Origin of the sequence: Pseudoalteromonas sp. Ps84H-4, assembly GCF_024124645.1 — a bacterium.
Lineage (GTDB): Bacteria > Pseudomonadota > Gammaproteobacteria > Enterobacterales > Alteromonadaceae > Pseudoalteromonas > Pseudoalteromonas lipolytica_C.
Genome location: NZ_JAMXSK010000014.1, coordinates 67,324 through 90,658 on the forward strand (window position 1 = coordinate 67,324; position 23,335 = coordinate 90,658).

General features: G+C 40.5%; 19 protein-coding genes. 3 read left to right on the forward strand and 16 right to left on the reverse strand.

Translation table 11 applies throughout. From position 1 onward, the window contains the following. Nucleotides 1–59: 59 nt before the first annotated feature. From clpB to rluD, 3 genes are all read right to left on the reverse strand, one after another. On the reverse strand, nt 60–2,636 hold the full coding sequence (gene clpB, locus NH454_RS13225; protein ID WP_138556840.1) for an ATP-dependent chaperone ClpB: 2,577 nt from the start codon (nt 2,634–2,636) through the stop codon (nt 60–62). A 97-nt stretch (nt 2,637–2,733) separates the two neighbouring features. Further along, nucleotides 2,734–3,456, reverse strand: a complete 723-nt coding sequence (gene pgeF, locus NH454_RS13230; RefSeq protein WP_138556839.1) for a peptidoglycan editing factor PgeF — start codon at nt 3,454–3,456, stop codon at nt 2,734–2,736. A 5-nt stretch (nt 3,457–3,461) separates the two neighbouring features. Further along, the gene (gene rluD / locus NH454_RS13235; RefSeq protein WP_138556838.1) at nt 3,462–4,439 is read right to left on the reverse strand and encodes a 23S rRNA pseudouridine(1911/1915/1917) synthase RluD; all 978 of its coding nucleotides are present in this window, start codon (nt 4,437–4,439) and stop codon (nt 3,462–3,464) included. Nucleotides 4,440–4,577: 138 nt separating this feature from the next. Here rluD and NH454_RS13240 point away from each other — a divergent pair, with 138 nt between their 5' ends. Next, entirely contained in the window at nt 4,578–5,336 is a 759-nt protein-coding gene (locus NH454_RS13240; RefSeq protein WP_135925563.1) for an outer membrane protein assembly factor BamD, read from the forward strand. A gap of 328 nt (nt 5,337–5,664) precedes the next feature. On the opposite strand, the gene NH454_RS13245 is transcribed toward NH454_RS13240, so the two are convergent. Then, on the reverse strand, nt 5,665–6,003 hold the full coding sequence (locus tag NH454_RS13245) for a P-II family nitrogen regulator (RefSeq protein WP_135925568.1): 339 nt from the start codon (nt 6,001–6,003) through the stop codon (nt 5,665–5,667). 138 nt (nt 6,004–6,141) lie between these two features. Here NH454_RS13245 and NH454_RS13250 point away from each other — a divergent pair, with 138 nt between their 5' ends. After that, nucleotides 6,142–6,726 carry a GspH/FimT family pseudopilin gene (locus tag NH454_RS13250; RefSeq protein WP_253039323.1) on the forward strand — a complete coding sequence of 195 codons (585 nt, stop codon included), beginning with the start codon at nt 6,142–6,144 and terminating at the stop codon, nt 6,724–6,726. Nucleotides 6,727–6,795: 69 nt separating this feature from the next. After that, nucleotides 6,796–7,332, forward strand: a complete 537-nt coding sequence (locus tag NH454_RS13255) for a GspH/FimT family pseudopilin (RefSeq protein ID WP_135926297.1) — start codon at nt 6,796–6,798, stop codon at nt 7,330–7,332. Nucleotides 7,333–7,337: 5 nt separating this feature from the next. On the opposite strand, the gene NH454_RS13260 is transcribed toward NH454_RS13255, so the two are convergent. The 12 genes from NH454_RS13260 to ileS form a co-directional block, all read right to left on the reverse strand. Beyond that, nucleotides 7,338–7,787 carry a type IV pilin protein gene (locus NH454_RS13260; RefSeq protein WP_253039324.1) on the reverse strand — a complete coding sequence of 150 codons (450 nt, stop codon included), beginning with the start codon at nt 7,785–7,787 and terminating at the stop codon, nt 7,338–7,340. A gap of 166 nt (nt 7,788–7,953) precedes the next feature. Continuing rightward, a complete protein-coding gene (locus NH454_RS13265; RefSeq protein WP_253039325.1) occupies nt 7,954–11,127 on the reverse strand; it encodes a PilC/PilY family type IV pilus protein in 3,174 nt (1,057 codons plus the stop codon). Between the two features lie 518 nt (nt 11,128–11,645). Further along, on the reverse strand, nt 11,646–14,702 hold the full coding sequence (locus NH454_RS13270) for a PilC/PilY family type IV pilus protein (protein WP_253039326.1): 3,057 nt from the start codon (nt 14,700–14,702) through the stop codon (nt 11,646–11,648). Between the two features lie 13 nt (nt 14,703–14,715). Further along, nucleotides 14,716–15,198 (reverse strand): pilus assembly PilX N-terminal domain-containing protein, encoded by a 483-nt coding sequence (locus NH454_RS13275; RefSeq protein ID WP_253039328.1) that lies wholly within the window; start codon nt 15,196–15,198, stop codon nt 14,716–14,718. Next, nucleotides 15,186–16,181: a PilW family protein gene (locus NH454_RS13280; protein ID WP_253039330.1), complete on the reverse strand. Its 996-nt coding sequence runs from the start codon at nt 16,179–16,181 to the stop codon at nt 15,186–15,188. Before NH454_RS13280 ends, NH454_RS13275 begins: the two co-directional genes overlap by 13 nt. 1 nt (nt 16,182) lies before the next feature. Then, nucleotides 16,183–16,737 (reverse strand): type IV pilus modification protein PilV, encoded by a 555-nt coding sequence (pilV, locus tag NH454_RS13285; RefSeq protein WP_253039332.1) that lies wholly within the window; start codon nt 16,735–16,737, stop codon nt 16,183–16,185. Between the two features lie 117 nt (nt 16,738–16,854). Then, nucleotides 16,855–17,565, reverse strand: coding sequence for a LytTR family DNA-binding domain-containing protein (locus NH454_RS13290; protein ID WP_268842577.1), 711 nt, complete (start codon nt 17,563–17,565; stop codon nt 16,855–16,857). Further along, nucleotides 17,562–18,587, reverse strand: coding sequence for a histidine kinase (locus NH454_RS13295; protein WP_135925589.1), 1,026 nt, complete (start codon nt 18,585–18,587; stop codon nt 17,562–17,564). The genes NH454_RS13290 and NH454_RS13295 overlap by 4 nt, the downstream gene beginning before the upstream one ends. 38 nt (nt 18,588–18,625) lie before the next feature. Beyond that, entirely contained in the window at nt 18,626–19,555 is a 930-nt protein-coding gene (ispH, locus tag NH454_RS13300) for a 4-hydroxy-3-methylbut-2-enyl diphosphate reductase (RefSeq protein WP_138556832.1), read from the reverse strand. After that, complete coding sequence (gene fkpB, locus NH454_RS13305) at nt 19,555–19,995, reverse strand: FKBP-type peptidyl-prolyl cis-trans isomerase (RefSeq protein ID WP_135925593.1); 441 nt, start codon at nt 19,993–19,995, stop codon at nt 19,555–19,557. The genes ispH and fkpB overlap by 1 nt, the downstream gene beginning before the upstream one ends. Beyond that, nucleotides 19,992–20,492: a signal peptidase II gene (gene lspA, locus NH454_RS13310; RefSeq protein ID WP_135925595.1), complete on the reverse strand. Its 501-nt coding sequence runs from the start codon at nt 20,490–20,492 to the stop codon at nt 19,992–19,994. The genes fkpB and lspA overlap by 4 nt, the downstream gene beginning before the upstream one ends. Nucleotides 20,493–20,501: 9 nt before the next feature. After that, nucleotides 20,502–23,327, reverse strand: coding sequence for an isoleucine--tRNA ligase (ileS, locus tag NH454_RS13315; RefSeq protein WP_253039333.1), 2,826 nt, complete (start codon nt 23,325–23,327; stop codon nt 20,502–20,504). Between the last annotated feature and the right edge of the window lie 8 nt (nt 23,328–23,335).

Below are 23,335 nucleotides of genomic sequence, written 5' to 3' on the forward strand. Positions count from 1 at the left end.
ACTTAGTTAATACAAAAAAGCCGCATTGTATTAATGCGGCTTTTTGCTTTTAAAGCATATTAACGACTTGAGAAAACAAGGCCATTTTCATCGGCGTCAATATGAATAATGGCACCAGGTTGATAATCGCCCCCTAACAAGCGCTGTGCTAATGGGTTTTCAATGGTGTGTTGAATAGCACGTTTTAGCGGTCTTGCACCATAAACAGGATCAAAGCCACTTTCAGCGATACGATCTAATGCTGCATCCGTTACTTCAAGAATGTAGCCTTTTTCTGTTAAGCGCTCGCGTAGCTTGCTTAATTGAATATCGGCGATTTCTTTAATATGCTCATTAGCAAGCGGGTGGAATACCACAGTTTCGTCGATTCGGTTAATAAACTCAGGACGGAACTGACTCACCAATACGCCCATTACTTTTTCTTTTAACGTCGCATAATCATTTGAACCGGCTTGCTCTTGAATAATATCTGAGCCTAAGTTAGAGGTCATAATGATCACCGTATTTTTAAAATCAACGGTACGACCCTGACCATCCGTTAAGCGACCATCATCAAGGACTTGCAGCAAAATGTTAAATACATCTGGGTGCGCTTTTTCGACCTCATCCAATAAAATAACTGAATACGGACGACGGCGTACAGCTTCAGTTAAATAGCCACCCTCTTCGTAGCCGACATAACCAGGAGGCGCACCCACTAAACGTGCAACCGAGTGCTTTTCCATAAACTCCGACATATCAATGCGCACCATGGCATCTTCGGTGTCAAACATAAAGCTAGCAAGAGCTTTAGTCAGCTCTGTTTTACCCACCCCTGTTGGACCTAAGAATAAGAATGAACCGATTGGGCGATTTGGATCAGCAAGTCCTGCGCGAGAGCGACGTATTGCATTAGCAACAGCCACAACGGCTTCATCTTGACCAATCACTTTGTGGTGTAATTGATCTTCCATTTGCAGTAGCTTTTCGCGTTCACCTTGCAGCATTTTCGATACTGGAATACCTGTCCAACGCGATAAAATTTCCGCAATTTCATCTTCACCGACTTGATTTTTAAGCAAACTCATTTCTTGCATTTCGGCTTGTGAAGCAAGGTCAAGTTTGCGTTCAAGCTCAGGGATACGACCATATTGCAGCTCAGACATGCGTTGTAAGTCGCTGGCACGACGTGCCACTTCTAAATCAAGACGCGCCTGTTCAAGCTCAGCTTTGATTACTTGCGTGCCTTGCAATGAGGCCTTCTCAGCATTCCACACTTCGTCTAATTCACGGTATTGAGCTTCAAGTTCAGTGATCAACTCTTGCATTTCGGTGCGGCGTTTTTGGCTCGCTTCATCTTTTTCTTTCGCCAACGCATTGTCTTCAAGCTTTAACTGAATAATACGTCGCTCAAGTTTATCTAAAGACTCTGGTTTTGAGTCAATTTGCAAACGAATTGAAGAACCCGCTTCATCAATTAAATCAATCGCCTTATCTGGTAATTGGCGATCGCTGATGTAACGATGCGACAGCTGCGCCGCAGCAACAATAGCGGGATCGGTAATATCAACTGAATGATGCAGCTCATAACGCTCCTTTAAACCACGTAAAATTGCGATGGTGTCTTCAACCGACGGTTCATCAACAAATACTTTTTGGAAGCGGCGTTCAAGTGCAGCATCTTTTTCGATGTATTGACGATACTCATCAAGTGTTGTGGCACCAACGCAATGTAACTCACCACGGGCAAGTGCAGGCTTTAACATATTACCCGCATCCATCGCGCCATCTGTTTTCCCAGCGCCTACCATAGTATGGATTTCATCGATAAAGAGGATGACTTGGCCTTCTTCTTTGGCAAGTTCATTCAAAACTGATTTTAAACGCTCTTCAAATTCACCACGGTATTTAGCACCGGCAACCAACGCACCTAAATCGAGCGATAATACTCGCTTGTTTTTTAAGCCCTCAGGTACTTCACCGTTGATAATTCGCTGCGCAAGACCTTCAGCAATCGCCGTTTTACCTACACCCGGCTCACCAATTAACACCGGATTATTTTTAGTGCGGCGTTGTAATACTTGAATAGTGCGACGAATTTCGTCATCACGGCCAATAACAGGGTCAAGCTTGCCTTGCTCTGCTCGCTCAGTTAAATCGATGGTGAACTTTTTTAATGCCTGACGGGTTTCTTCAGCATTGGGATCATCAACTTTTTGGCCACCACGAATAGCTTCGATTGCGGCTTCAATTTTGCTAGAAGTAATATTCAGTGCTTTGAAAATATCCCCAAGTGGACCTTTATCGTCACACGCAGCAAGGACAAATAACTCACTCGAAATGAATTTATCTTTGCGCTTTTGGGCATATTTATCACACAAGTTGATTAACGAAATCAGGTTATTTGACAGCTGAACATCACCACCAATACCTTCAACTTTAAACAGCTTCTCAATTTCTTGGGATAACTTGGTGTTTAACTCATCAGCACTCACACCTGCTTGCGCAAGTAGTGCACGCACACTTGAACCATTTTGCTGAAGCAATGAATACATTAAATGCACAGGCTCAATAAATTGATGATCGCGCCCAAGTGCTAATGACTGCGCATCTGAAAGCGCAGATTGAAATTTACTTGTAAATCTATCTAAACGCATGAGGGTTTACCTATTAAAAAATCTAATTGCTTAATTAATGGGTATGCTTAGTGATTTGTTCAAGTAAAGAAGAAAATTTAATCGCAAAAAAGGCGTATTAATTGCGCCAGATCAAGCTAGCCATGCGGCCAGTTTGCCCGTCGCGGCGATAAGAGAAAAACTGTGATTTATCAGTGACGGTACAATGCTCACCACCGTAAACGTTTATTACACCTAATTGTGTTAATTGTTGACGTGCGAGCAGGTAAATATCCGCTAAATACTTATTGCCCTTAACTTTAAATGCGCTTTGATGCTCAGGATTCAATTCACAAAAGCATTCTTTTACTTCTGGGCCCACTTCAAATTGTGATGGGCCAATAGCAGGGCCAAGCCAAACAATTATCTCGCTTGGTTTTGCTTTAAAATGTGCCACTGTGTTAGCTAAAATGCCCTGAGCTAAGCCTCGCCATCCGCCGTGTGCTGCAGCAACTTCATTACCCGAAGCCGAGCAAAATAGTACGGGTAAGCAATCTGCGGTCATTATCGCAAGCGGTTGTTTTACTAAACGAGTATAAAGTGCGTCAGCAGAGCGCAACTCACTTAGCTCAGACCTTTCATCAATCACCACCACTTCGCTGCTATGTGTTTGGTTCAACCACACAGCAGGGTTTGGCAGCTGATTTGTAAGTAACGCGCGATTTGCAAGTACGGCTTGCTCATCATCACCAACATGTAAACCCATATTAAAACTATCAAAGGGTGCAACGGATACACCGCCCTGTCGGGTGGTACTCAGTGCGCTAACAGTTTTTGGGGCTGTCCATGCTGGTGTGATCATAATGCTTAAAACTCGATATTTGGGTTTGCTTTAGTATCAGCACGAAGAGCTTCTGTCATCGCTGCCATATCATCTGGAATTGGCGCTTGCCATGTCATTAACTCACCCGTTATAGGATGCGCGATAGAAAGCTTAACTGCATGTAATGCTTGGCGTTTAAAGTCGCGTAGCATTTGGAACAGTTCAGGTGTTGCGCCCTTAGGCGGACGCGGACGACCACCATAAAGTTGATCGCCAACTAATGGGTGATTCAAATAAGCCATGTGCACACGAATTTGGTGAGTACGACCTGTTTCTAAGCGTAAACGTAAGCGCGTGTGAGCACGGAATTTTTCTGCAACACGGTAGTGCGTTATCGCTGGTTTGCCCATTTCATGAACAGCCATATGAGTACGCTTTGTTGCATGACGGCCAATTGGTTTTTCAACCATACCACCTGCAGTCATAGTGCCATTACAAATTGCTTCGTATTCACGGGTAAAGTTTTCGCGCTTTTGCAATGCCGTCACTAAATGTGTTTGCGCGGGAATAGTTTTAGCAACCACCATTAAACCTGTGGTGTCTTTATCTAGACGATGGACAATACCGGCACGTGGCACATTGATAATGTCTGGGTAATGATGAAGTAAAGCATTTAAAACAGTACCATCAGGGTTACCTGCACCAGGGTGAACAACTAGCCCCATCGGTTTATTTATAACTAATATATCATCGTCTTCATAAACGATGTTTAATTTGATATTTTGTGCCTCATATTCTCGAGGAGCCTCAATGGTTGTTTCTACACTGACCATTTCGCCACCGAGTAATTTTTCGCGAGGCGTGTTCAATATTTCGCCGTTTACCGTGATTTTGTCATCCAAAATCCATGTTTTTATCCGTGAACGCGAATAATCAGGGAACAATTGCGCCAATACTTGGTCTAGACGTTTACCGCCAAGGTCTATTGGAACCTCGGCTTGGAGAGAAATTTGCTCTGACATTAGTAACTTTACCCAATTTACCAGTGCAAGCTGTGCTCGACTGGGTTAGAATCGCTTTATTAAGCATTGTATAATACGTATAGTTTACTCGGTTTTCCTCTGTTGGCCTAGCCGAAGACATCGAAGGTAATAAATAAAATGATAAATAAAATAGGGAAACGTGCGTTCGCCATTGTTTTTTCAGTTACAGTACTTGGTTTAGGGGCTTGCTCGTCAGCACCAGATCAAGAAGATATCCAACGCGTTCCTAATAAATCTGCGCAAGCTTTATATGAAGATGCGAAACAAACATTAGATTCAGGCTTATACGCTCGAGCAATTGAGTTGTTGAGTGCTATTGACTCTCGCTATCCTTTTGGTCCGCTATCAAAGCAAGTACAAATGGACCTAGTGTATGCTCACTATCAAGCAGGTAATACTGAACAAGCACTTGCAACTATTGACCGCTTTATTCGCTTGAACCCAAACCACAAAGATTTAGATTACATGTACTACATGCGTGGCTTAGTGAACATTAAAGCAGACCAAAATGCTTTCCAAGAGTATTTTGGCGTAGACCGTGCGGATAGAGATGCAAATCGTACCCGTGTTGCTTTCACTGACTTATCAACATTATTAAAACGCTATCCTAATAGCGCTTATGCGCCAGAAGCAAAAAAACGTTTAGTGTGGCTTCTCAACAAAATGGCGCGCTACGAGTTAAAAGTGGCTGAATATTACTATGAACGCGAAGCATATCTTGCTGCCGCTAACCGTGGCAAATATGTAGTTGAGCATTACTCACAAAGCAGCTACTTAGATCAAGCTTTAGAAATCATGGAAAAAAGTTACGACAAACTCGGCTTACCTGAGCTAAGCGCGCATGCTAAAGCAACGCGTGAAGCGAATAAACGTTAATCCATCACATTTACATTAAAAAAGGCGCCATAGGCGCCTTTTTTAATGTTTGCGATCGAATATACCCAAACCACCTCAAGGTGCGAGTTTCAGTTGGAGTTAAAAGCGATTTAGGCAAGGCATTGATTGCAAGTAATAGTGGTTCTATTGTTAAAATCAATAACGCAGTATAAATCGCTTTTAAACCAACCCTTTGGGCGCTCACAGGCACTTACTCTCATCGTTGTTACTTCTTAAAAGGGACTACCATTCTTGCAAAGTAACGCCTTGATATTAAGCACCTGTGAATCGCTGAATTCTGCATCTTGAGGTGGCTTGGGTATACTAATTAAATCGCATCTTCATCTTCTTCGGCGGTACGAATACGTACTACACGTTCCACATCAGTGACAAAGATTTTACCATCGCCAATTTTACCTGTTTGCGATGTTTTAACGATCACTTCAATCGCTCTATCAACATCTTCATCGCTAAGTACAATATCAAGTTTAACTTTCGGTAAAAAATCAACCATGTACTCAGCACCGCGGTAAAGCTCAGTGTGCCCCTTTTGACGGCCAAAGCCCTTAACTTCGCTAACCGTCATTCCTGTGATACCCACATCTGACAACGCTTCACGAACATCATCAAGCTTAAAGGGTTTTATAATTGCTTCTATTTTTTTCATAGTAACCAGTTAGTTTAAAACATATTTGCCTCGATTTTAGACAATCCATGTCAGCATAGCAAACAAACTGAACAAATAGGTGCACTATAAACAAAGCGTGATATTATTATTAAACTACTTGTAAGTGAGGTACAAGCAATGAAAAACAACAGGAAACATAAAGGCTTCACGCTTTTAGAATTAATGATAGCAGTTGCGATTGTCGGCATTGTTGCCACAATTGCGTTATGGGACAGCTCAGATACATTAGAAAGAAATAGAGCAGAAAATTACTTACTCGACTTGCAGCGGATAATTAGTTTTGCCCGGGCTAAAGCTGTTAGTACAGATACCCAAGTAACTGTATGTAAGGGCTGGGAAAGCCGCATAAAAAGCGACCAAGTGAGTATCTGCCACCCTCTGTCAAAAAATAACGCACAAGAACAAGTTATCTTTATGTTTAGTAACGATAAAGAAAGATTTCCACGTAATGTAATTCAATGGTACGAACCTTATTATGGTGACGAGGTCTACAGGATGCTTCCTCCGCCTAGCAATAAGGATGTGATCACTTATAATGGTGGCGAACAAATTATTTTCGATACCAGTGGTAGTATACTTACTCAAGTGGGAACTTTTGTATACTGTCCAAATCCTAATAATAATGACAATAATAAAGCCCTTCTAATAAACAAATCAGGTAGTGCGTTTTATCTTGGTGATACAAACCTCAAATGTAATTAAATAAGCACTTGACATGATTTTAGGTACATCTATATTTAAATAAAATATATCAATAGGGAGTCTTCAAGGATGAAGACACATCTCTTTTATCGTCGAGTACTTGGCGCAACACTCATTGAGGTTTTAATAGTGGTATCGATCATTTCGATACTTTTAAACCTTGCATTGTTCGATTTAAAACCTTTCTTAGCGCAAAACCGTCTAGATAATCAAATACATCTTATTAAACGCGCAGTCGCTATTAGCCGCTTAAATGCACAAGCAAACAATGCGTATGTCACGTTTTGTGCATTACACAATAACCAGTGTAACTATCAATTCTGGCATAAAAAACTCACTGTCTTTATCGATCATGGACAGATTGGCGTGTTTGATAGTAATGACACTAAAATAGTACAGTTTGAGGCAATCAATAAGCTTGATATGCTCACTTATAACAAACGCAATGCACTAACCTTTTTACCTAATGGAAGACTGATGGGACTCAATAATGGGACTTTTGTTTATTGTCCTGAATACAAAGAAGCAAGCCTAAGTGGGCTTGCTATATCGGTAAATAATGTTGGCAGGGTGAAAGTAATAGATACTGATAAATGTCAGCAATAAGCTAATTAGCGACCCCAGCAAACATCAGTAGACGCTGCAGAGCCTCCATGACGCTGAATACCACGGTCGTCTATTATTAATCTTGTACATTCAGTATCTTTGGCAGGGGGGCCTGCAATTGCAATAGCTGATGCATAGAAAACTGCGCGGCCGACAGTGTTATTAACTTCCAGCCTTAACCGGTAATAACCATTTTCCGTGGTATCGTTTAAGCCAAGTTGATCAAATGTGGTAGCGTATTGACGATTATCCGCAAAGTATTGCTCCTGCTTATTTGCTATATCTAATAAAGCAGTAACAGCTTCACTTCTTGCTACACGCTTAACATATTCGAAATAATTAGGTAGCGCAATACTTGCTATAATTCCTAAAATAGCAACCGTAATCATTAGTTCAATTAAGGTAAAACCTAACTGCTTATTTTTCTTTCTTGATCTTATATATTTTATACCCATCAAATATTTCTCAAAGACTCGCTATACATTTGATTATAATAGGTTCAGTTTTTTATGATTGCAATTAACTTTATTTTTATACCTTTCTAAAAGGTAAAAAAATGTAGCAATAAAACCATAATCAAACTTTAGCACTGCAGCGAATAATCAAATTAATTAATTTTTACTAGTAAGTTAGATCACGTTTTTCTTGTTTATAAATATACATCTGTTGGGTTTTAAAACCAAAACCAATTGGCACTTTATCACTAACAAGTTTTATTTTACCGTTTTCAATTGTTAACCCAGGGCCTAAGATTTCTTGTACTTTGAATGGGTTTTGAGCGCCCTTAACTCCAGGTCCAATCGATAAAAACTGGCTTTGTTCTCTCACTTTTTCGCTAGTATTGTCATCACAAAAACCATCGCTATTTCCATCGACACAACTATCACCAACGCCAAAATAAAGTTGAGGCGTGTCTGGAACATCGTTCGAAGTTGTGAATTTTAAACTGTCATAGACTTTGGTGCCATAATGTAAATGAAAAGCATAAAGACCGCCAGACCCACCAGTCAGTGAACATTGATTTGCAGTGGCTGTCGCAGGAGAAAAGCTAGTAAAATAAGCTACACCACCAATAACCGTACTTGCAGCTAGTGACTTTTCTCCCGAAGCCGGCAAGTTATAGTACCAACCTTTAAACTCCCCGAGCGTTACTTCTAGTTCTGTGAATTTTTCGACATCGTCAATAGCTTTGCCAAAAGGATCCGAATCTACATTCATTAAGTCTGCTTGAGTGATCACGTCAGGTACATCAGCACCTTTAAATGATTTTGTCACGGTATTAATATCACGGATCATAAAAAGTTGATCGTTGGCTGTCGAAGAAAGAGGCTTAGCGCGGTTTCCGCTACCAATTAATACTGCGTCAAATGGCGTATCAATTCGCGTTTTAATCGTTTTCCCTTCAAAAGTGGTTTCTGATACTTTGCTGAACATTGTACGAGCAATCATTGGTTTATAGAAAAAACGACGATCTTGAGTAGACAAAGCACCACCTAGGCTCGCTAATTTAAAATGCGTCCATGGTTTTTGTGAATCATTAGGGTTATTTGAGGGCATATCAACACGCCATATATCTCCACCTGTATCCGCTGCATACAATCTATCTACATAGCCATCATAATCTGAATCAAGAATGCTAATATCAGAAGCAATGCTGTGCTTTCCTAAAAAGCCATTTTCAGTTGGAGTCAGAGCCCAAACTTTCTTACCTGTTTGCGCATCAACAATAAATATACCCCGCCCTTTACTATCATTGGAGCGCGAAACATTATCTTTATTTGTGTCATATCCGCCCCCAAAAACTAATACAGGGCGGTCCTCATAACCTGCTAAATTAATGTAGGTTACGATTGGCTTTGACCAGGTTTGACCAAGCTCTAAAAAGTCACCAGCCCCCCCTTTGATAGGCTCATCCCACAATAATTTAGGAGAATTAGGATTTGTAATATCAAGGCCATAATAATAATTACCGCCTCGTCTTAAACCAAAGAATGCCCAAACACGATCACTATCATTAACAACACCGTCTCCATTTTTATCATCAAAGAAAACAGAGATAGGTCCGTCTACACCATAGACTTTTGTGTCTGCTTGATTATCACGTAGCGGCTTAATAATTTTATATAGACTTCTAGGTATAAATGCCCAACTTTCGCTTAATACATCATTTTTATCTTGGAACATATGCAAGTACCCAGCATTAGTGCCAATTAAAATTCGGATATCATCATTACCGTAATCAATCGTTACAGGTTTTGAATGCAATGGATCACCGAATATGTCATTACGCGAATCACTGGTAGATCCATCTTTATCTTCATCATCTACATCTACACCACGCGACCAGAAAGCAAGATCATACAACTCTTGTCTGGTTGCCCCACTAACACCGAATGCTTCAGCTGCCTTTTCAACACTACCGTAGTAATCTATTGCATTCCAACCAGAAAAATGACGTAGTAGATTCCCTTTTAGATTTGATAATATAACCCGCCTTCCCTGTGCATAAGGAACGCTATCTTGAAGTGCCAAATATGCATTCACCCCACCGAGTTCTACTGAGCTACCATCTGCTCCTTCGCCACTTGGTAACCAAAATGTTTTCGCATTTTTATCAATTAGGCCATCTTCATTTAAAGCAGGTTTTCCATCTTTATCAGTGATTTTGTCGCCAGACACTTTTAATTTTTTCAAATTTCCGCGCCAACGAGCCCCAGTTTTAGGATAAAACATCGCATAATAAATCGACTCTCTGCTACGTGTTTGGTCAACATTGTTACTCGCAACAGAAGGAGAGGTAAAACTATCGTTCACTTCCCTAATTTGAGTTATCGTATTTTTTAGTGCATCAGAAAGCTGATCAGCAGTATTTGCGTGAAGGTATTTCCCCCCCCCTAACTTTGCTGTCTCAGACAGTAAACGCTTACCGTTTTCGCTCATACCACTTCCAAATCCGATAGTATAAACGCGGCCTGTCTCATGGATCTCACTAGTCGAAGGAAATAAGTCAACTTTAACATTTTCCGAGCCATGAATTATTTGCGCAAGCTTGTGGAGGTATACACCCGCGATACGATCTGAGTCGCCTAAATAGCGGCCAAAATACGATTGATACAGATTACTGATAGTGCCATCTTGTTCATTATCCGAACCTGAGCTAGGATCGCCATCAGTCATGTAGATGACATTTACAGAATGGTCACAGCGTTTAACTTCTTCTGTATTATCAAAGGGAGAGATGTATGAATAGGTATAGTAACGATTCCACCATGGACCTGAAACCGTTTTGTTCTCAATTGAATTATCACGTAGCGCCTCAGCCACCTTTGCACCGTAGTAAAGGCTTTTCCCAGTGATATACAAATAAGCTTCCCAGAGTGTTTCGGTTAAGGGCGTCCCTCCATTAGCAGGTAATGTAGCAATCGTTTGCTTTAGAAAAGAGTTAGAAGAACCGATACCCGCAAGAACATATCCCCCATCAAGTCCATTAAAACGCATTAAGCCAAAATCTATATCGTCATTTCCATCAATTAAATTAGTTATAGCATCTTGAGCGATACCTAACCGGCTATCAGGGCAAAGAATATATCGCCCATACGAAAAACCACAGTTAAAACCTGAGCTTGTTGAGAATGCCATACTACCTGAGGTATCGAAAACTATCAGAACACGGGGTTTCTCATCGAGCTTTACATTATGATTAACGTACAGTTCAATGTCTTCAGCATGGGCCATTGAGCTGAAAATAACAGCACTACCAAGCAAGATTTTGCTGATTAATTTTCCTATATTCATTACAACCCCCACTAAACACCAACGTTCAAAACCAATAACCTAATTGAAAAAAGTTATCTCGAAAGCCCAAGAGTAAGTTACCTTCTAACAACACGATGACTAAATACTTGTAGCTGACGTAATGCAAATAAATTTAAAATTGATACAAGTTAAATTATAACTAATTATTTTGAATTAAAACATAAGTGCTACAAATAAATTAATTATTTGCACCATTTTTTCTTAGAATTTCACTAAAAATAACTAGAGCTTTGGCTATTCACTGAATTCAATACATATTTTGCAGTGTATTGCTTTAACTATTAACAAAAATAATAAAAAAGAGCCAACTTTAAAAGAAAGGTAAGCGAAAGGGATTACTTTCTACGAAGTAAAGTAACACATTGAATCTTAATGGAAATTTATGGACTTGCAATTATAAAAAGGACACCGCTTTAAAATTGGCGCCCTTATTACAGCTGCATTATACAAGTATAAAGCTGCGACTAAATAATATGATAAAAACATTGCATATACTATTATTGAGTTCGGTCATACTTCTCTTGTTTATATATATAAGTTTGTTGAACTTTAAATCCAAGAACCTCATCACTCAGTAATTTAATTTTACCATTTACGGTATGTAAGCCAGGGCCCAATACCCCTTTGGCAACAAACGGATCTTTTTGGCCAACAATCCCGGTACCAATCAACATAAACTGACTTTCACCTTTATCCGATTCACCAAAGAATAATTGCGGAGTATCAGGTACATCATTCCCTGTTTGGAACTTAAGTTCATCATATACTTTGGTTCCATAATGTAGGTGAAAAGCATAAAGACCACCAGTACCGCTACCTAGACTACACTGGTCGACAACATTGGTTGTCGAGCCTGGTGCAAAACTTGTAAAGTAAGCAACACCTCCTACAACGGTACTCGCAGCTAATGATTTCTCACCTTGAAGCGGCAAGTTATAGTACCAACCATTAAAGCGCGCTAATTCAACCTCAAGCTTGACAAAGCCATCAACATTATCAAGTTTCTTAGCAAAAGGATCAGAACTTACATTCATCAAATCTGATTGTGTGATAGTGTTCGGGACTTTACTCCCTGTAAAAGACTTAGTCACAGTATTTATATCGCGGATCATAAATAACTGATCATTCACCGCTGATGAAAGCGGATTTGCTCTATTCCCGCTGCCAACTAATACGGCATCAAACGGAGTATCAACGCGAGTTACTGTGGATTTACCATTTACAACAACTTCAGATACTTTGCTATATACACTTCTCGCAATAGTCGGTTTATAAAAAAAGCGCCGGTCATTGTTAGCCCGAGCGCCCCCGAGACTAGCAAGTTTAAAGTGCGTCCAGTTTCGTGAGTTTTGCGTAGGCATGTCCACTCGCCAAACATCACCACCTGTATCAGTGGCATACAAACGATCTATATACCCGTCGTAATCAGAGTCTAAAAGAGCAATATCAGATGCGATACTGTGTTTACCTTGAAAACCATTTTCAGAAGGAGTCAATGCCCAGACTTTTTTACCTGTCTCAGCATCAACAATGTAAATTCCTCGCCCCTTAGAGTCATTAGTTCGTCGACTATTATCTTTATTAGTATCATAGCCAGCTCCAAAGATAAGCACAGGGCGATCTTTATATCCAGCTAAATTAATATAGGATACTTGTGCTTTTGACCAGCTTTGTGCCAACTCTTTGAAATCACCTGAGCCACCAACGATAGGTGCTACCCACAATAATTTGGGTGAATTAGGGTTAGTAATATCTAAAGCGTAATACTCATTTCCACCACGTCTTAAGCCAAAAAATGCCCAAACCCTGTCTTTTCCTGCATCTACAACACCATTTTTGTTTTTATCGTCAAAGAAGATAGAAATAGGTCCATCAACACCATAGACTTTTGTATTTTTCTGATTATCTCTTAATGGTTTGATAATCTTATATAAACTTCTGGGTATGAATGCCCAACTCTCTTTTAGTACGTCATTTTTATCTTGAAACATATGCAGGTAGCCTGCATTTGTACCTATTAAAATGCGAACATCATCATTACCGTAATCGATAGTTACCGGTTTTGAATGAAGAGGGTCGCCGAAAACATCCTCGCGCGTATCTTCAGTAGATCCATCTTCGTTTTGGTCATCAACATCACGTCCACGTGACCAATCTATTAGATCAAATACTTCATCTGGATCTGATTCAAATGCAACAGCCGCATTATATTTGTTACCATAATGAAAGATGACTCGGTAATCTGTAAAAGGTAACATCCGGCCATTGACATTTGTTTGCACTTTTCTATCTTTATTGGGAATGCTTGATTGTTTTGAGAGGTAAAGGTTTACGCCCCCTAGCTTAACATCATTGCCATCTGGTTTTTCGTTGTCAGCTGCCCAGAAAGTATGAACATTAGAGGCAATGTTTCCGTTATCATCTAAAGCAGAAACCCCGCCTAAACCAACTATCTTATCACCAGATACCTTAAGTTTTTTTAAATTACCTCGCCAACGAGCACTTGTGCTAGGATAAAACATCGTATTATACAGTGCATCTCTACTACGAGTTTGATCAGTATTGTTTGATGCAATAGAAGGTGAAGCAAAGGATCCTGCTTCTTCTCTTAGAGCAGCAAAGGCAAGCTTTAATGCATCGGAGAGCTCTTTTGGATTACTTGCCAAAATGTAACTCCCTCCCCCCTCTTTTGCAGTTTTCTTCAATATAGCCTGTCCTCTCTCAGTAAGACCATTACCAAAGCCAATAGTATTTATGATTGCTTCATCAGGAATTTTTTTAGTTTTAGGGTACAAATCTATATCAACATCTTCTGTACCATGCATTACCCTTGCTAAAACTGACAAATAGATACTATTACCATAATCATCTAGTAAAGCATTGGCTGGTTCAGAAAAGTAACTTTGATGTAATTGCTCAATCTGGAGGTTTCTGTCGTAATCATTTTGAGGTGAGCCATCTGTAATCAAGAGAATATGTACTTTATTGTCGCACCTAGCATTTTTTGTAATACTTGAATCAAAAGGAGAAATATAATTTAATCCCTTTTCTGCGCTAGTATCACGAGATATAGGCGGGATCAAAAGTGCAAAATCAACATTTTTCCCAGTTAGGTATTGGTAAGCCTCCCACAAGGTCTCGGTTACAGGTGTTGAGCCACCTGCATTTGTTTCGCTGATCAGAGATATAAGCGTTTCATGATCGGTTCCAATTTTTGCTTTTAAATATCCACCTTGACTCGGTGCAAAACGAATAAAGCCAAAGGCCATATCTGGATTATTATTAATTGTATCTATAATAGTGGCCTTTGCTACCTCCATGCGACTATCAGGACAAGGAATCCAATACCCAAGCTCTGGATGGAAACATTTTGCGCCCGTGTTGGCTGATTGCATCATACTTCCTGATGTATCAAGTATGAATAAAACCCGCGTTTTCTCGTGAAGCTCTTTATCGTAATCCACAAACAATTCGGTATCATCAGCATTTGCAGCGGTTAAAAATCCAAGCATGCAAACATATATAAATACACATTTAAAGTTAACGACCTTCATTGCAATTCCCTCTCTAGCCACCCGTGTTTAAACTTGCCATTTCTTGAGCGACGCCCGTTTTAACAGTTAATGTATGAATACTTTTTTTACCATAGGTAATTGTGGTATTAACTTCGACCATGTTGCATGACACACCAGAGGTGAAGTTGTACTTGCGTGGACATGGCAAATCCAATTCGCCATTATTTAAATTACTCATTTTATTCGTGGAGTCACCGATCGCGCCCAAATCGAAGCCACCCTCAGGTATTTGCTCAGGCTTTTTAAAAAAAGCACTATTTCTTCCAGCAGCGGCTTGATTTGCAATCACCTTAAGCACTGTGCCCATAACTTCATTTTCAGCAACTTCTCGCTCTTGTACCGCGGCTGTTATTTTGGCATCAATACTACTGCTATTCATTAAAGTTACTGCAATCCCTGTTACTGCAACAACCATAATTAGAGCAAGGATCAATACTATGCCCTGTTGCTTTTTAGGAGGGTTTAAATGCGCCACAAATTTGCTCCTACATTGTTTAATCTAATGGTGGTTGTAAAAATTGCGCGTCGATATTTATCATTGAATGTAAGTGTTCTACCACTAGCCCCTTCTCCTAGCTCATAGGTTTGATTTTTAATTTGTAAGTCGCCATCTGGCATCAGAGATCTAGCAAGTAAAAATACTTGTACTGTCAAAATTCCACGCCTATTCTCCCAATCAGTAGCCGTCATTTGATTAATACTTTTATAGGTATCAACTCGACTATCATTAGTGGTGTCTAAGCCAAAAACAAACCGCATATTTTCAACTCCCTCCATAACAGTTTCTGTATACATACCGCTTCCTGGGGTCAGTCGTTTTCGTTTCAGAACAGGAATAACAACACGTTTTTTATTGATATAAATAGTTTCTTTAGAAACATAATAAACATTATGGCGGTAGCGCCACACCGTTGCGTTGACATTTATTGTTGCTGCATTCACAGGCCCAAGAGTAAACAATGCAAATTCTTGCTCTGCAACAAAATAATAAGAATTATTGCTTGTGTACTTAGGCTCATTTTGAAATCCTTCTAAAAACTTTAATTGTAATACATCCGTATTTGCTGCAGCGTCACGAATACAGCCCAGCGCGGAGGAGCCTGCAGCCTGCACTGCATAAATTGAACGAAAATTAGTACTAGAAGCTAGGTCAGGGAAACTACCGTTATTTAAACCAGCAGAGCAGTCAGGACTTGGATTTGCAACTAGACTAAGTTTCGTATTAGCAGCAGAAAAGGAATCCTCGTAAAAAGTGCCCCAAAAACCAACTTGCTCAATATCCCGCTGTAGTATATTGAGGGCTAATCTGCCAGTTTCTTGCAGCTCGCCAATCATCATCGTGTCTTTAGTTGTGGCTTTCATACTTACATAAGTAAACATTACACCACCTAAAACAATACCACCTATGAATAAGGCAACCATCATTTCAATTAATGTAAAACCTTTATACTTATTCATCTTACGACCTTAAATAAATATAGCTGTCAAGAACGACAAGGCGACGACGGTCATTTACTGAACCACATCCGGTTTTTAAGTTTTCTGCGCTTGCTTTAAACTCTTGTCGACCACGCCAACTAACAATCACTTCAATATTATACTCATTTGGAAGGCCCCCTGAGACTGCAGTGGCTTTAATGCACACCCTTGCTTCATCCAGAGCTCCGGTGTTTTCACGTGCCTGAATTGCTCGCACCCATTGCTGTTTATCAAGTGCAGCGATTTGCTGTGGAGAGCATGTAGCCTGATAACAGCTAGAGACTTTACCTAATGCTGTTTGGCTATGAAACTGCCCACTATATAGCGCTGAAAAAGTAGCCGTATCATTTGCTCTCATGCGGTGGATAATATCATTCCCTAACGCAATTGCAGCCGAGCGCTGCATAGCATCAAAACTTGTTTGCTTTGCTTTCGCTTGAAGCGCGATAGCACCTAATAAACCAAGGCTCAATATAATAAATGCAATGAGCACCTCGATTAAGGTAAAGCCCTGTTGATGAGAGTTATTTTTCATAATGAACGTGGCTAATAAATTGACATACCTTAAGCATAAGAAGCCTAAAAAGAATAGCAATAGGTGTATGTATAAACGGTCAATATGTTAGATGAACGGTCAGTGAAACTCTCGCTCCTAGTTACCCAATGCAGCTTTTACCGCTTTTAATTCCCGACGACTAACAGTTAAAGGCTCTTCTAGTTGGTTCATAATTAAAGTATGCCCACCAGGCTGTCGGCTGTTTAAACTATAAATATGTTGCTTATTTACAAGGGTATTACGATGTATTCGCAATAATTGTAAAGGGAAAGTACGCTCGAGTTGTTTAAGGCTCTGTTCAATGATTGCTTCGCCCCCTTCAAATACGACACGAGTATATTTTTGTTCCGCAATGCAACAAATCACATTCTCAATATTTACTCTGCGCAATACACCACCGAGCTGATAACTTATGTAGCTTTTAGCAGAGTCACTTAATTGAGTTCGATTAAGCTTGCTAAGTTGCGATAATGTTTGATTAAGCGAAGACTCAGAAACTGGTTTTACTAAATAACCATCAGCACAGAGTTGGAATGCCTCTAGTGCGTGCTCAGGGTGAGCTGTAAGAAATACGATGGCAGGTGGTATAGTTAATTGCTTTAATGTCGCAGCAACCTCCAGTCCATTAAGCTTGGGCATATTAATATCGAGTAGCACGACATCAGGCTGTAACTGTTTACAATATTCAATTGCCTGTTCGCCATTACAGGCATCACCAATCACTGTATAATTACTATGCTCTGACAATAATCGTGAAATACGTGCTCGAGCTAGCGGTTCATCATCAACAATTAATACTTTTATCATGCTGTTTTCTGCCTTGGTAATACAAGTTTTACCCTAAATATTCCATCGCGATGAGTGGTTGTTATTGTTGCCTTTCGTTGATAAAACAGTGATAAGCGTTCACGAATATTATCAAGTGCCATACCATTACCCGACCTTTCATTCATGATGTTCTTCACTACTGGGTTAGTAATAATGAATGTGTAAGTTTTATCAGACTGGTGCATTTCGACATTTATTTCACCGTGCTCTGCTGTCTCGATCCCATAAAATACTGCATTCTCAATAAGAGGTTGGAGAGTCAAACATGGGATATCGATATCAGGTAGTTTATCAAGTAACTGCCAGTTTACTGTTAGCCGTTCTCCGTAACGCCAACGCTCTAGTGCTATATATTGTTGACATAGTGTTATTTCATCGGTAAGTAAAATAGCTTTACCACTTTTCATAGCAGCCTGAGAGAGTGCAGCTAATGCAAGAATAGCTTGTTCTGCCGCCACCACATCATAGTGGGTTAGCTCAGCAGCAGTATTCAAACTATTAAATAGGAAATGAGGACGAATGCGGGCTTGAAGCGCATCTAATTTGGCTTTAGCCAGAGCTTTTGTTTGCTGCTCCTTTTGATTATGCATCAGCAAAAATTGAACAAAAAGCACTGTAACCAAAAAAATTATCAGCAGATTACTCACAATAAAGTGCGTCTTAGATACCATTTCAAAGATATCTGCGAATACGTTTAGCACTGCAAAGCTATACAAGTATGTAAAAATCAGTAAAACAATTACTAAGATAGATAACTGTACTGCCTGAGATAATTTAGTAAGCACAGACCGTGAGAGATAAAGACAAGAAAGACTAGATAAGAAAATAAGGTGCAAAAAGAAACTAAAAATGGCCAGACGTAACCAGACATCACCAAAACTTAACGGTGAAAACGCCAATAAAACAGCAATAACTTGACTGACGATAAGTATGGCGAGTACACCACGGGATTGGAAAAGAGCCGCAATCAGCAAGCCGTGTGAATTTGGCTGTTTGCTCATGGGCTCCTCTTTTAACTGTTGACTACTATTTGCTTAGATTAGCGTAGCTCAACAGGAACGGCAAATACTATGTTCTCTTCTTCACCAGGATTTTCAACAACTTGATTACCACCTAGTTCTTTTAAACGAGTAATAACCTGTTGAACTAAAACTTCTGGCGCAGATGCCCCAGCAGTCACGCCTACGGCATTTACATTGTTAAACCAATCCGCCTCAACATTACTTGCATCATCAATTAAATAAGCAGTGGTGCCCATTTTGTCAGCAAGCTCACGTAAACGATTTGAGTTAGAACTATTTTTAGCCCCTACTACAAGCAGTACATCCACTTTATCAGCTAAGTCACGAACCGCATCTTGACGGTTTTGCGTAGCATAACAAATGTCGTCTTTACGCGGACCATCAATGGCCGGAAACTTAGTACGTAGTGCATCAATCACATCTGCCGTATCATCAACAGATAACGTGGTCTGGCTACAGTAAAAAAGGTTTTCAGGATTTTTAACAGATAAAACGGCAACATCTTCAGGGGTTTCTACTAAGTAAATACCGCCCGCTTCGTTGTCGTACTGACCCATAGTACCTTCAACCTCAGGATGGCCATGGTGACCAATCAATACACACTCAATACCTTTACGGCTGGCTCGTGTTACTTCCATATGTACTTTTGTTACCAGTGGGCAGGTTGCATCGAACACTTTAAGGTCGCGACGTTTTGCTTCACTTCGAACGGCTTGCGATACACCATGCGCACTGAAGATAACAATACTATCGTCAGGAACCTGATCTAGCTCTTCAACAAAAACTGCACCGCGATTTTTTAAGCCATCAACAACATATCGATTGTGAACCACTTCATGACGCACATAGATTGGCTTTTCAAAGATATCGAGTGCGCGCTCCACAATACTAATTGCACGGTCGACACCAGCGCAAAAACCACGTGGATTCGCTAATAAAATATCCATTAACCTGTTACCTCTAAAATATCGACTTCAAAGGTTAAGCGCTGCCCTGCAAGTGGGTGATTAAAGTCAATTGTGACCGATTCACCTTGAACTTCACGAACAAGACCGGGTAACTCAGTGCCATCAGGCTGAGTAAAGGCAATAATGTTACCTACTTCAGCAGGGGTATCTGCACCAAACTTACTGCGATCCACATAATAAATGTTATCTGGATTTGGCTGGCCAAATGCATCTTCAGGCTCTAATGCAAATGACTTGCTGTCACCGGCGGCTAAACCTAGTAAACATTTTTCAAAGTTTTCTGTCAGGCTACCATCACCCATTCGCAATTTTGCAGGTTTATTATGTACCTTAGTTGAGTCGGCTGCAGAGCCATCTTCTAACTTAATTGAGAAATGAAAGATCACTTCAGAGTTTTCACCAATTACAGCTTGGCTCATGCTTGTTGCTCCTTCGGACTTTCGCCTGTGAAGGCATCAAATAATAGTAATGCGGCACCGATACAAATTGCGCAATCGGCAATATTGAAAACAGGAAAGTGCCAGTTTTCGTAATATACATGCAAAAAATCAATAACATAGCCATAAGCAATGCGGTCATACAAATTGCCAATTGCACCGGCTAATACTAACGCATATGCAGAACATAATACCTTGTTCGTCGCGGGTAAGCGTTTAAGCCACCATACTAAAAGTACACTGATCGTTACCGCTATTATGCTAAAAAACCAACGCTGCCAACCACCTGAATCACTTAAAAAGCTAAATGCCGCACCATAGTTATGTACGTATGTAAAATTAAAGAAAGGCAGAATATCTATCGACTCTTTGTAGGCCATGGTATTAACAACAAGTGTTTTTGTCGCATGGTCTACTACTAAAAGTAGTAGACTCAGCCATAGCCAAACTAAGCCACTTTTTCCGGCTAGTTTGCTCACAAACAACTCCTACGCGAACTGACGCTGTTCACCATCGCCGTCAACATTGCTAACACAACGACCACAGATTTCAGGGTGCGCTGGCTCTGCACCAACATCATCACAGTAATGCCAACAACGCTCACATTTTTCAGCGGTTGTTGCAGCAACTTTAATGAATAAACCATCAATTTCTGTAGCTTGGGTACCTTCAGGTTGTGTTGTCACAGTTTCAACAGTTACGCCCGAAGTTAATAGCACAAAGCGCAACTCATCACCTAACGCCGCTAATTTCGAACTTAGCTCTTCACCTGCGTAAATACTTACGTTTGCTTGTAATGTTGCACCAATGATTTCTTCTTTACGAGCCGCTTCTAGTACACGGTTTACTTCATCACGAACATTAAGGATTGTTAACCAATCATCGTTGCTGAACTTACCTTGTGAAGAGGCTTGTAAACCATCATACCAAACTGAAGTGAACACAAAATTATCACGTTCGCCTGGTAATGCTTCCCAAATTTCTTGTGCAGTAAAGCTTAAAATCGGTGCCATCCAACGCGTCATTGCTTCAGCAATGTGGTAAAGCGCAGTTTGACATGAACGACGGGCATGGCTATCGCTTTTCGCTGTGTATTGACGATCTTTGATTACGTCTAAGTAGAACGAACCAAGTTCACCAGTACAGAAGTTCATTAGCTTTTGCGTTACAAGCAGCATTTGATACTTATCGTAAGCCGCTAAGATTTCATCTTGAAGCTCAGCTGCACGGCCCACAATCCAACGATCAAGCTCAACCATGTCTTCAATCGCAACTTTATCAGTTTTTGGATCAAAACCATTAAGGTTCGCAAGTAAGTAACGGCTTGTGTTACGAATACGACGGTAACGGTCAGCAGAACGTTTAAAGATTTCATCAGATACAGTCATTTCTGCTGTAAAGTCAGTTGATGCAACCCATAAACGTAAGATGTCAGCACCTAGTTTGTTCATCACGTTTTGTGGCGAAATTACATTGCCTAATGATTTAGACATTTTGCGGCCGTTTTCATCAACTGTGAAACCATGTGTTAACACTTGCTTATATGGCGCATGACCATTGATAGCAACCGAAGTCATCATTGACGACATGAACCAACCACGGTGTTGATCTGAGCCTTCTAAGTAAAGATCAGCAGGACCGGTTAAATCTTCACGTGCATCAACCACACATGCGTGAGTCACACCTGAGTCAAACCACACATCTAACGTATCTTGTACTTTCATGTATTGCTCAGCGTCATCGCCAAGTAAAGTTGCTGGGTCTAAGTCATACCAAGCTTGAATACCTGATTTTTCAACCAATTTCGCAGCTTCTTCGATAAGCTCTTGTGTATTCGGGTGAAGCGCACCAGTATCTTTATCAACGAATAATGCAATTGGCACACCCCATGTACGTTGACGTGAAATACACCAATCAGGACGGCCTTCAACCATGTTTGCAATGCGGCTCTCGCCCCACTCAGGTAACCACTCAGTCTTTTTGATTTCGCTTAATGAATCTTGACGAAGGTTAGCTTGGTCCATACTTACGAACCACTGTGGCGTAGCACGGAAGATAATAGGTGTTTTATGACGCCAGCAATGTGGGTAGCTGTGCGTAAGCGCATGATGATGCAGTAACGCATTGTTTTCAGTTAATACGTCAATAACGCTCGCATTCGCTTTAAATACGTGCTGACCTGCAAACATTGGTGTATCAGGTAAATAAACACCGTTTGCACCAACAGGGTTAGCAACTTCTAAACCATAAGCAAGACCTGCCGCGAAATCCTCTTGACCGTGACCAGGCGCAGTATGAACAACACCAGTACCAGAATCAGTCGTTACGTGATCAGCAACAATTACAGGCACTGTGAAGTCATAGAACGGGTGAGCAACCTGTAAATTCTCAAGTGCCACACCTTTTACATAACCTAGTACATGGTAATGTTTGAAGCCATAACGGTCCATTGCATCTTTTACTAGCTCTGAACCTAAAATTAAACGCTGCTGTGCGCCTTCGTCATCAACTTGAACTAGGGCATATTCAAGCTTTTCGTGAACTGCTACTGCACGGTTAGCTGGTAATGTCCAAGGTGTAGTTGTCCAGATAACAGTACTAACTGCACCGCTACCTTCATGGCCTTCGGCAAGTTCAAACGCATTGATTACTGCCTCTTGATCAGCAAATTCAAAACGCACATCGATTGCTGGTGACTGTTTATCTTGGTATTCAACCTCTGCTTCAGCAAGTGCTGAGCCACAATCTGTACACCAGTGAACAGGCTTAGCACCTTTATGTAAGTGACCATTTTTAATGATGCGACCAAGTACGCGAATAGCATTCGCTTCAAAGTCAAAGTTCATTGTTAGGTAAGGCTTGTCCCAATCACCAAACACACCAAGACGTTTGAAGTCTGTTTTTTGACCTTCAACTTGTTTCTTAGCGTATTCGCGACACTTTTCACGGAACTCAGCAGCAGACACTTTCACACCTGGCTTGCCTACCTTCTTCTCAACCATTAACTCAATTGGTAAGCCGTGACAGTCCCAACCAGGCACATAAGGTGCATCAAAGTCAGACAAGGTTTTTGACTTAACAATAATATCTTTAAGAATTTTGTTTACCGAGTGGCCTAAATGGATATCACCGTTTGCATACGGAGGGCCGTCATGCAAAATGAAGGTTTTTTTACCTTTTTTAGCGCTGCGAATTTGACCATAAAGATCGTCTTCATACCATGTCTTAAGCATCTTTGGTTCACGTTGAGCCAAATTGCCGCGCATTGGAAACGCTGTTTCCGGTAAATTCAAAGTATGTTTGTAGTCGCTCATTAATCCTA

Coding starts and splice junctions, on each gene's coding strand:
- ispH (WP_138556832.1), bottom strand. CDS start 19,555: ATGGATATTTTATTAGCGAATCCACGTGGTTTTTGCGCTGGTGTCGAC.
- NH454_RS13265 (WP_253039325.1), bottom strand. CDS start 11,127: ATGAATATAGGAAAATTAATCAGCAAAATCTTGCTTGGTAGTGCTGTT.
- NH454_RS13290 (WP_268842577.1), bottom strand. CDS start 17,565: ATGATAAAAGTATTAATTGTTGATGATGAACCGCTAGCTCGAGCACGT.
- pilV (WP_253039332.1), bottom strand. CDS start 16,737: ATGAAAAATAACTCTCATCAACAGGGCTTTACCTTAATCGAGGTGCTC.
- NH454_RS13260 (WP_253039324.1), bottom strand. CDS start 7,787: ATGGGTATAAAATATATAAGATCAAGAAAGAAAAATAAGCAGTTAGGT.
- NH454_RS13240 (WP_135925563.1), top strand. CDS start 4,578: ATGATAAATAAAATAGGGAAACGTGCGTTCGCCATTGTTTTTTCAGTT.
- fkpB (WP_135925593.1), bottom strand. CDS start 19,995: ATGAGCCAAGCTGTAATTGGTGAAAACTCTGAAGTGATCTTTCATTTC.
- NH454_RS13250 (WP_253039323.1), top strand. CDS start 6,142: ATGAAAAACAACAGGAAACATAAAGGCTTCACGCTTTTAGAATTAATG.
- NH454_RS13295 (WP_135925589.1), bottom strand. CDS start 18,587: ATGAGCAAACAGCCAAATTCACACGGCTTGCTGATTGCGGCTCTTTTC.
- ileS (WP_253039333.1), bottom strand. CDS start 23,327: ATGAGCGACTACAAACATACTTTGAATTTACCGGAAACAGCGTTTCCA.
- NH454_RS13255 (WP_135926297.1), top strand. CDS start 6,796: ATGAAGACACATCTCTTTTATCGTCGAGTACTTGGCGCAACACTCATT.
- clpB (WP_138556840.1), bottom strand. CDS start 2,636: ATGCGTTTAGATAGATTTACAAGTAAATTTCAATCTGCGCTTTCAGAT.
- NH454_RS13280 (WP_253039330.1), bottom strand. CDS start 16,181: ATGAATAAGTATAAAGGTTTTACATTAATTGAAATGATGGTTGCCTTA.
- pgeF (WP_138556839.1), bottom strand. CDS start 3,456: ATGATCACACCAGCATGGACAGCCCCAAAAACTGTTAGCGCACTGAGT.
- rluD (WP_138556838.1), bottom strand. CDS start 4,439: ATGTCAGAGCAAATTTCTCTCCAAGCCGAGGTTCCAATAGACCTTGGC.
- NH454_RS13245 (WP_135925568.1), bottom strand. CDS start 6,003: ATGAAAAAAATAGAAGCAATTATAAAACCCTTTAAGCTTGATGATGTT.
- NH454_RS13270 (WP_253039326.1), bottom strand. CDS start 14,702: ATGAAGGTCGTTAACTTTAAATGTGTATTTATATATGTTTGCATGCTT.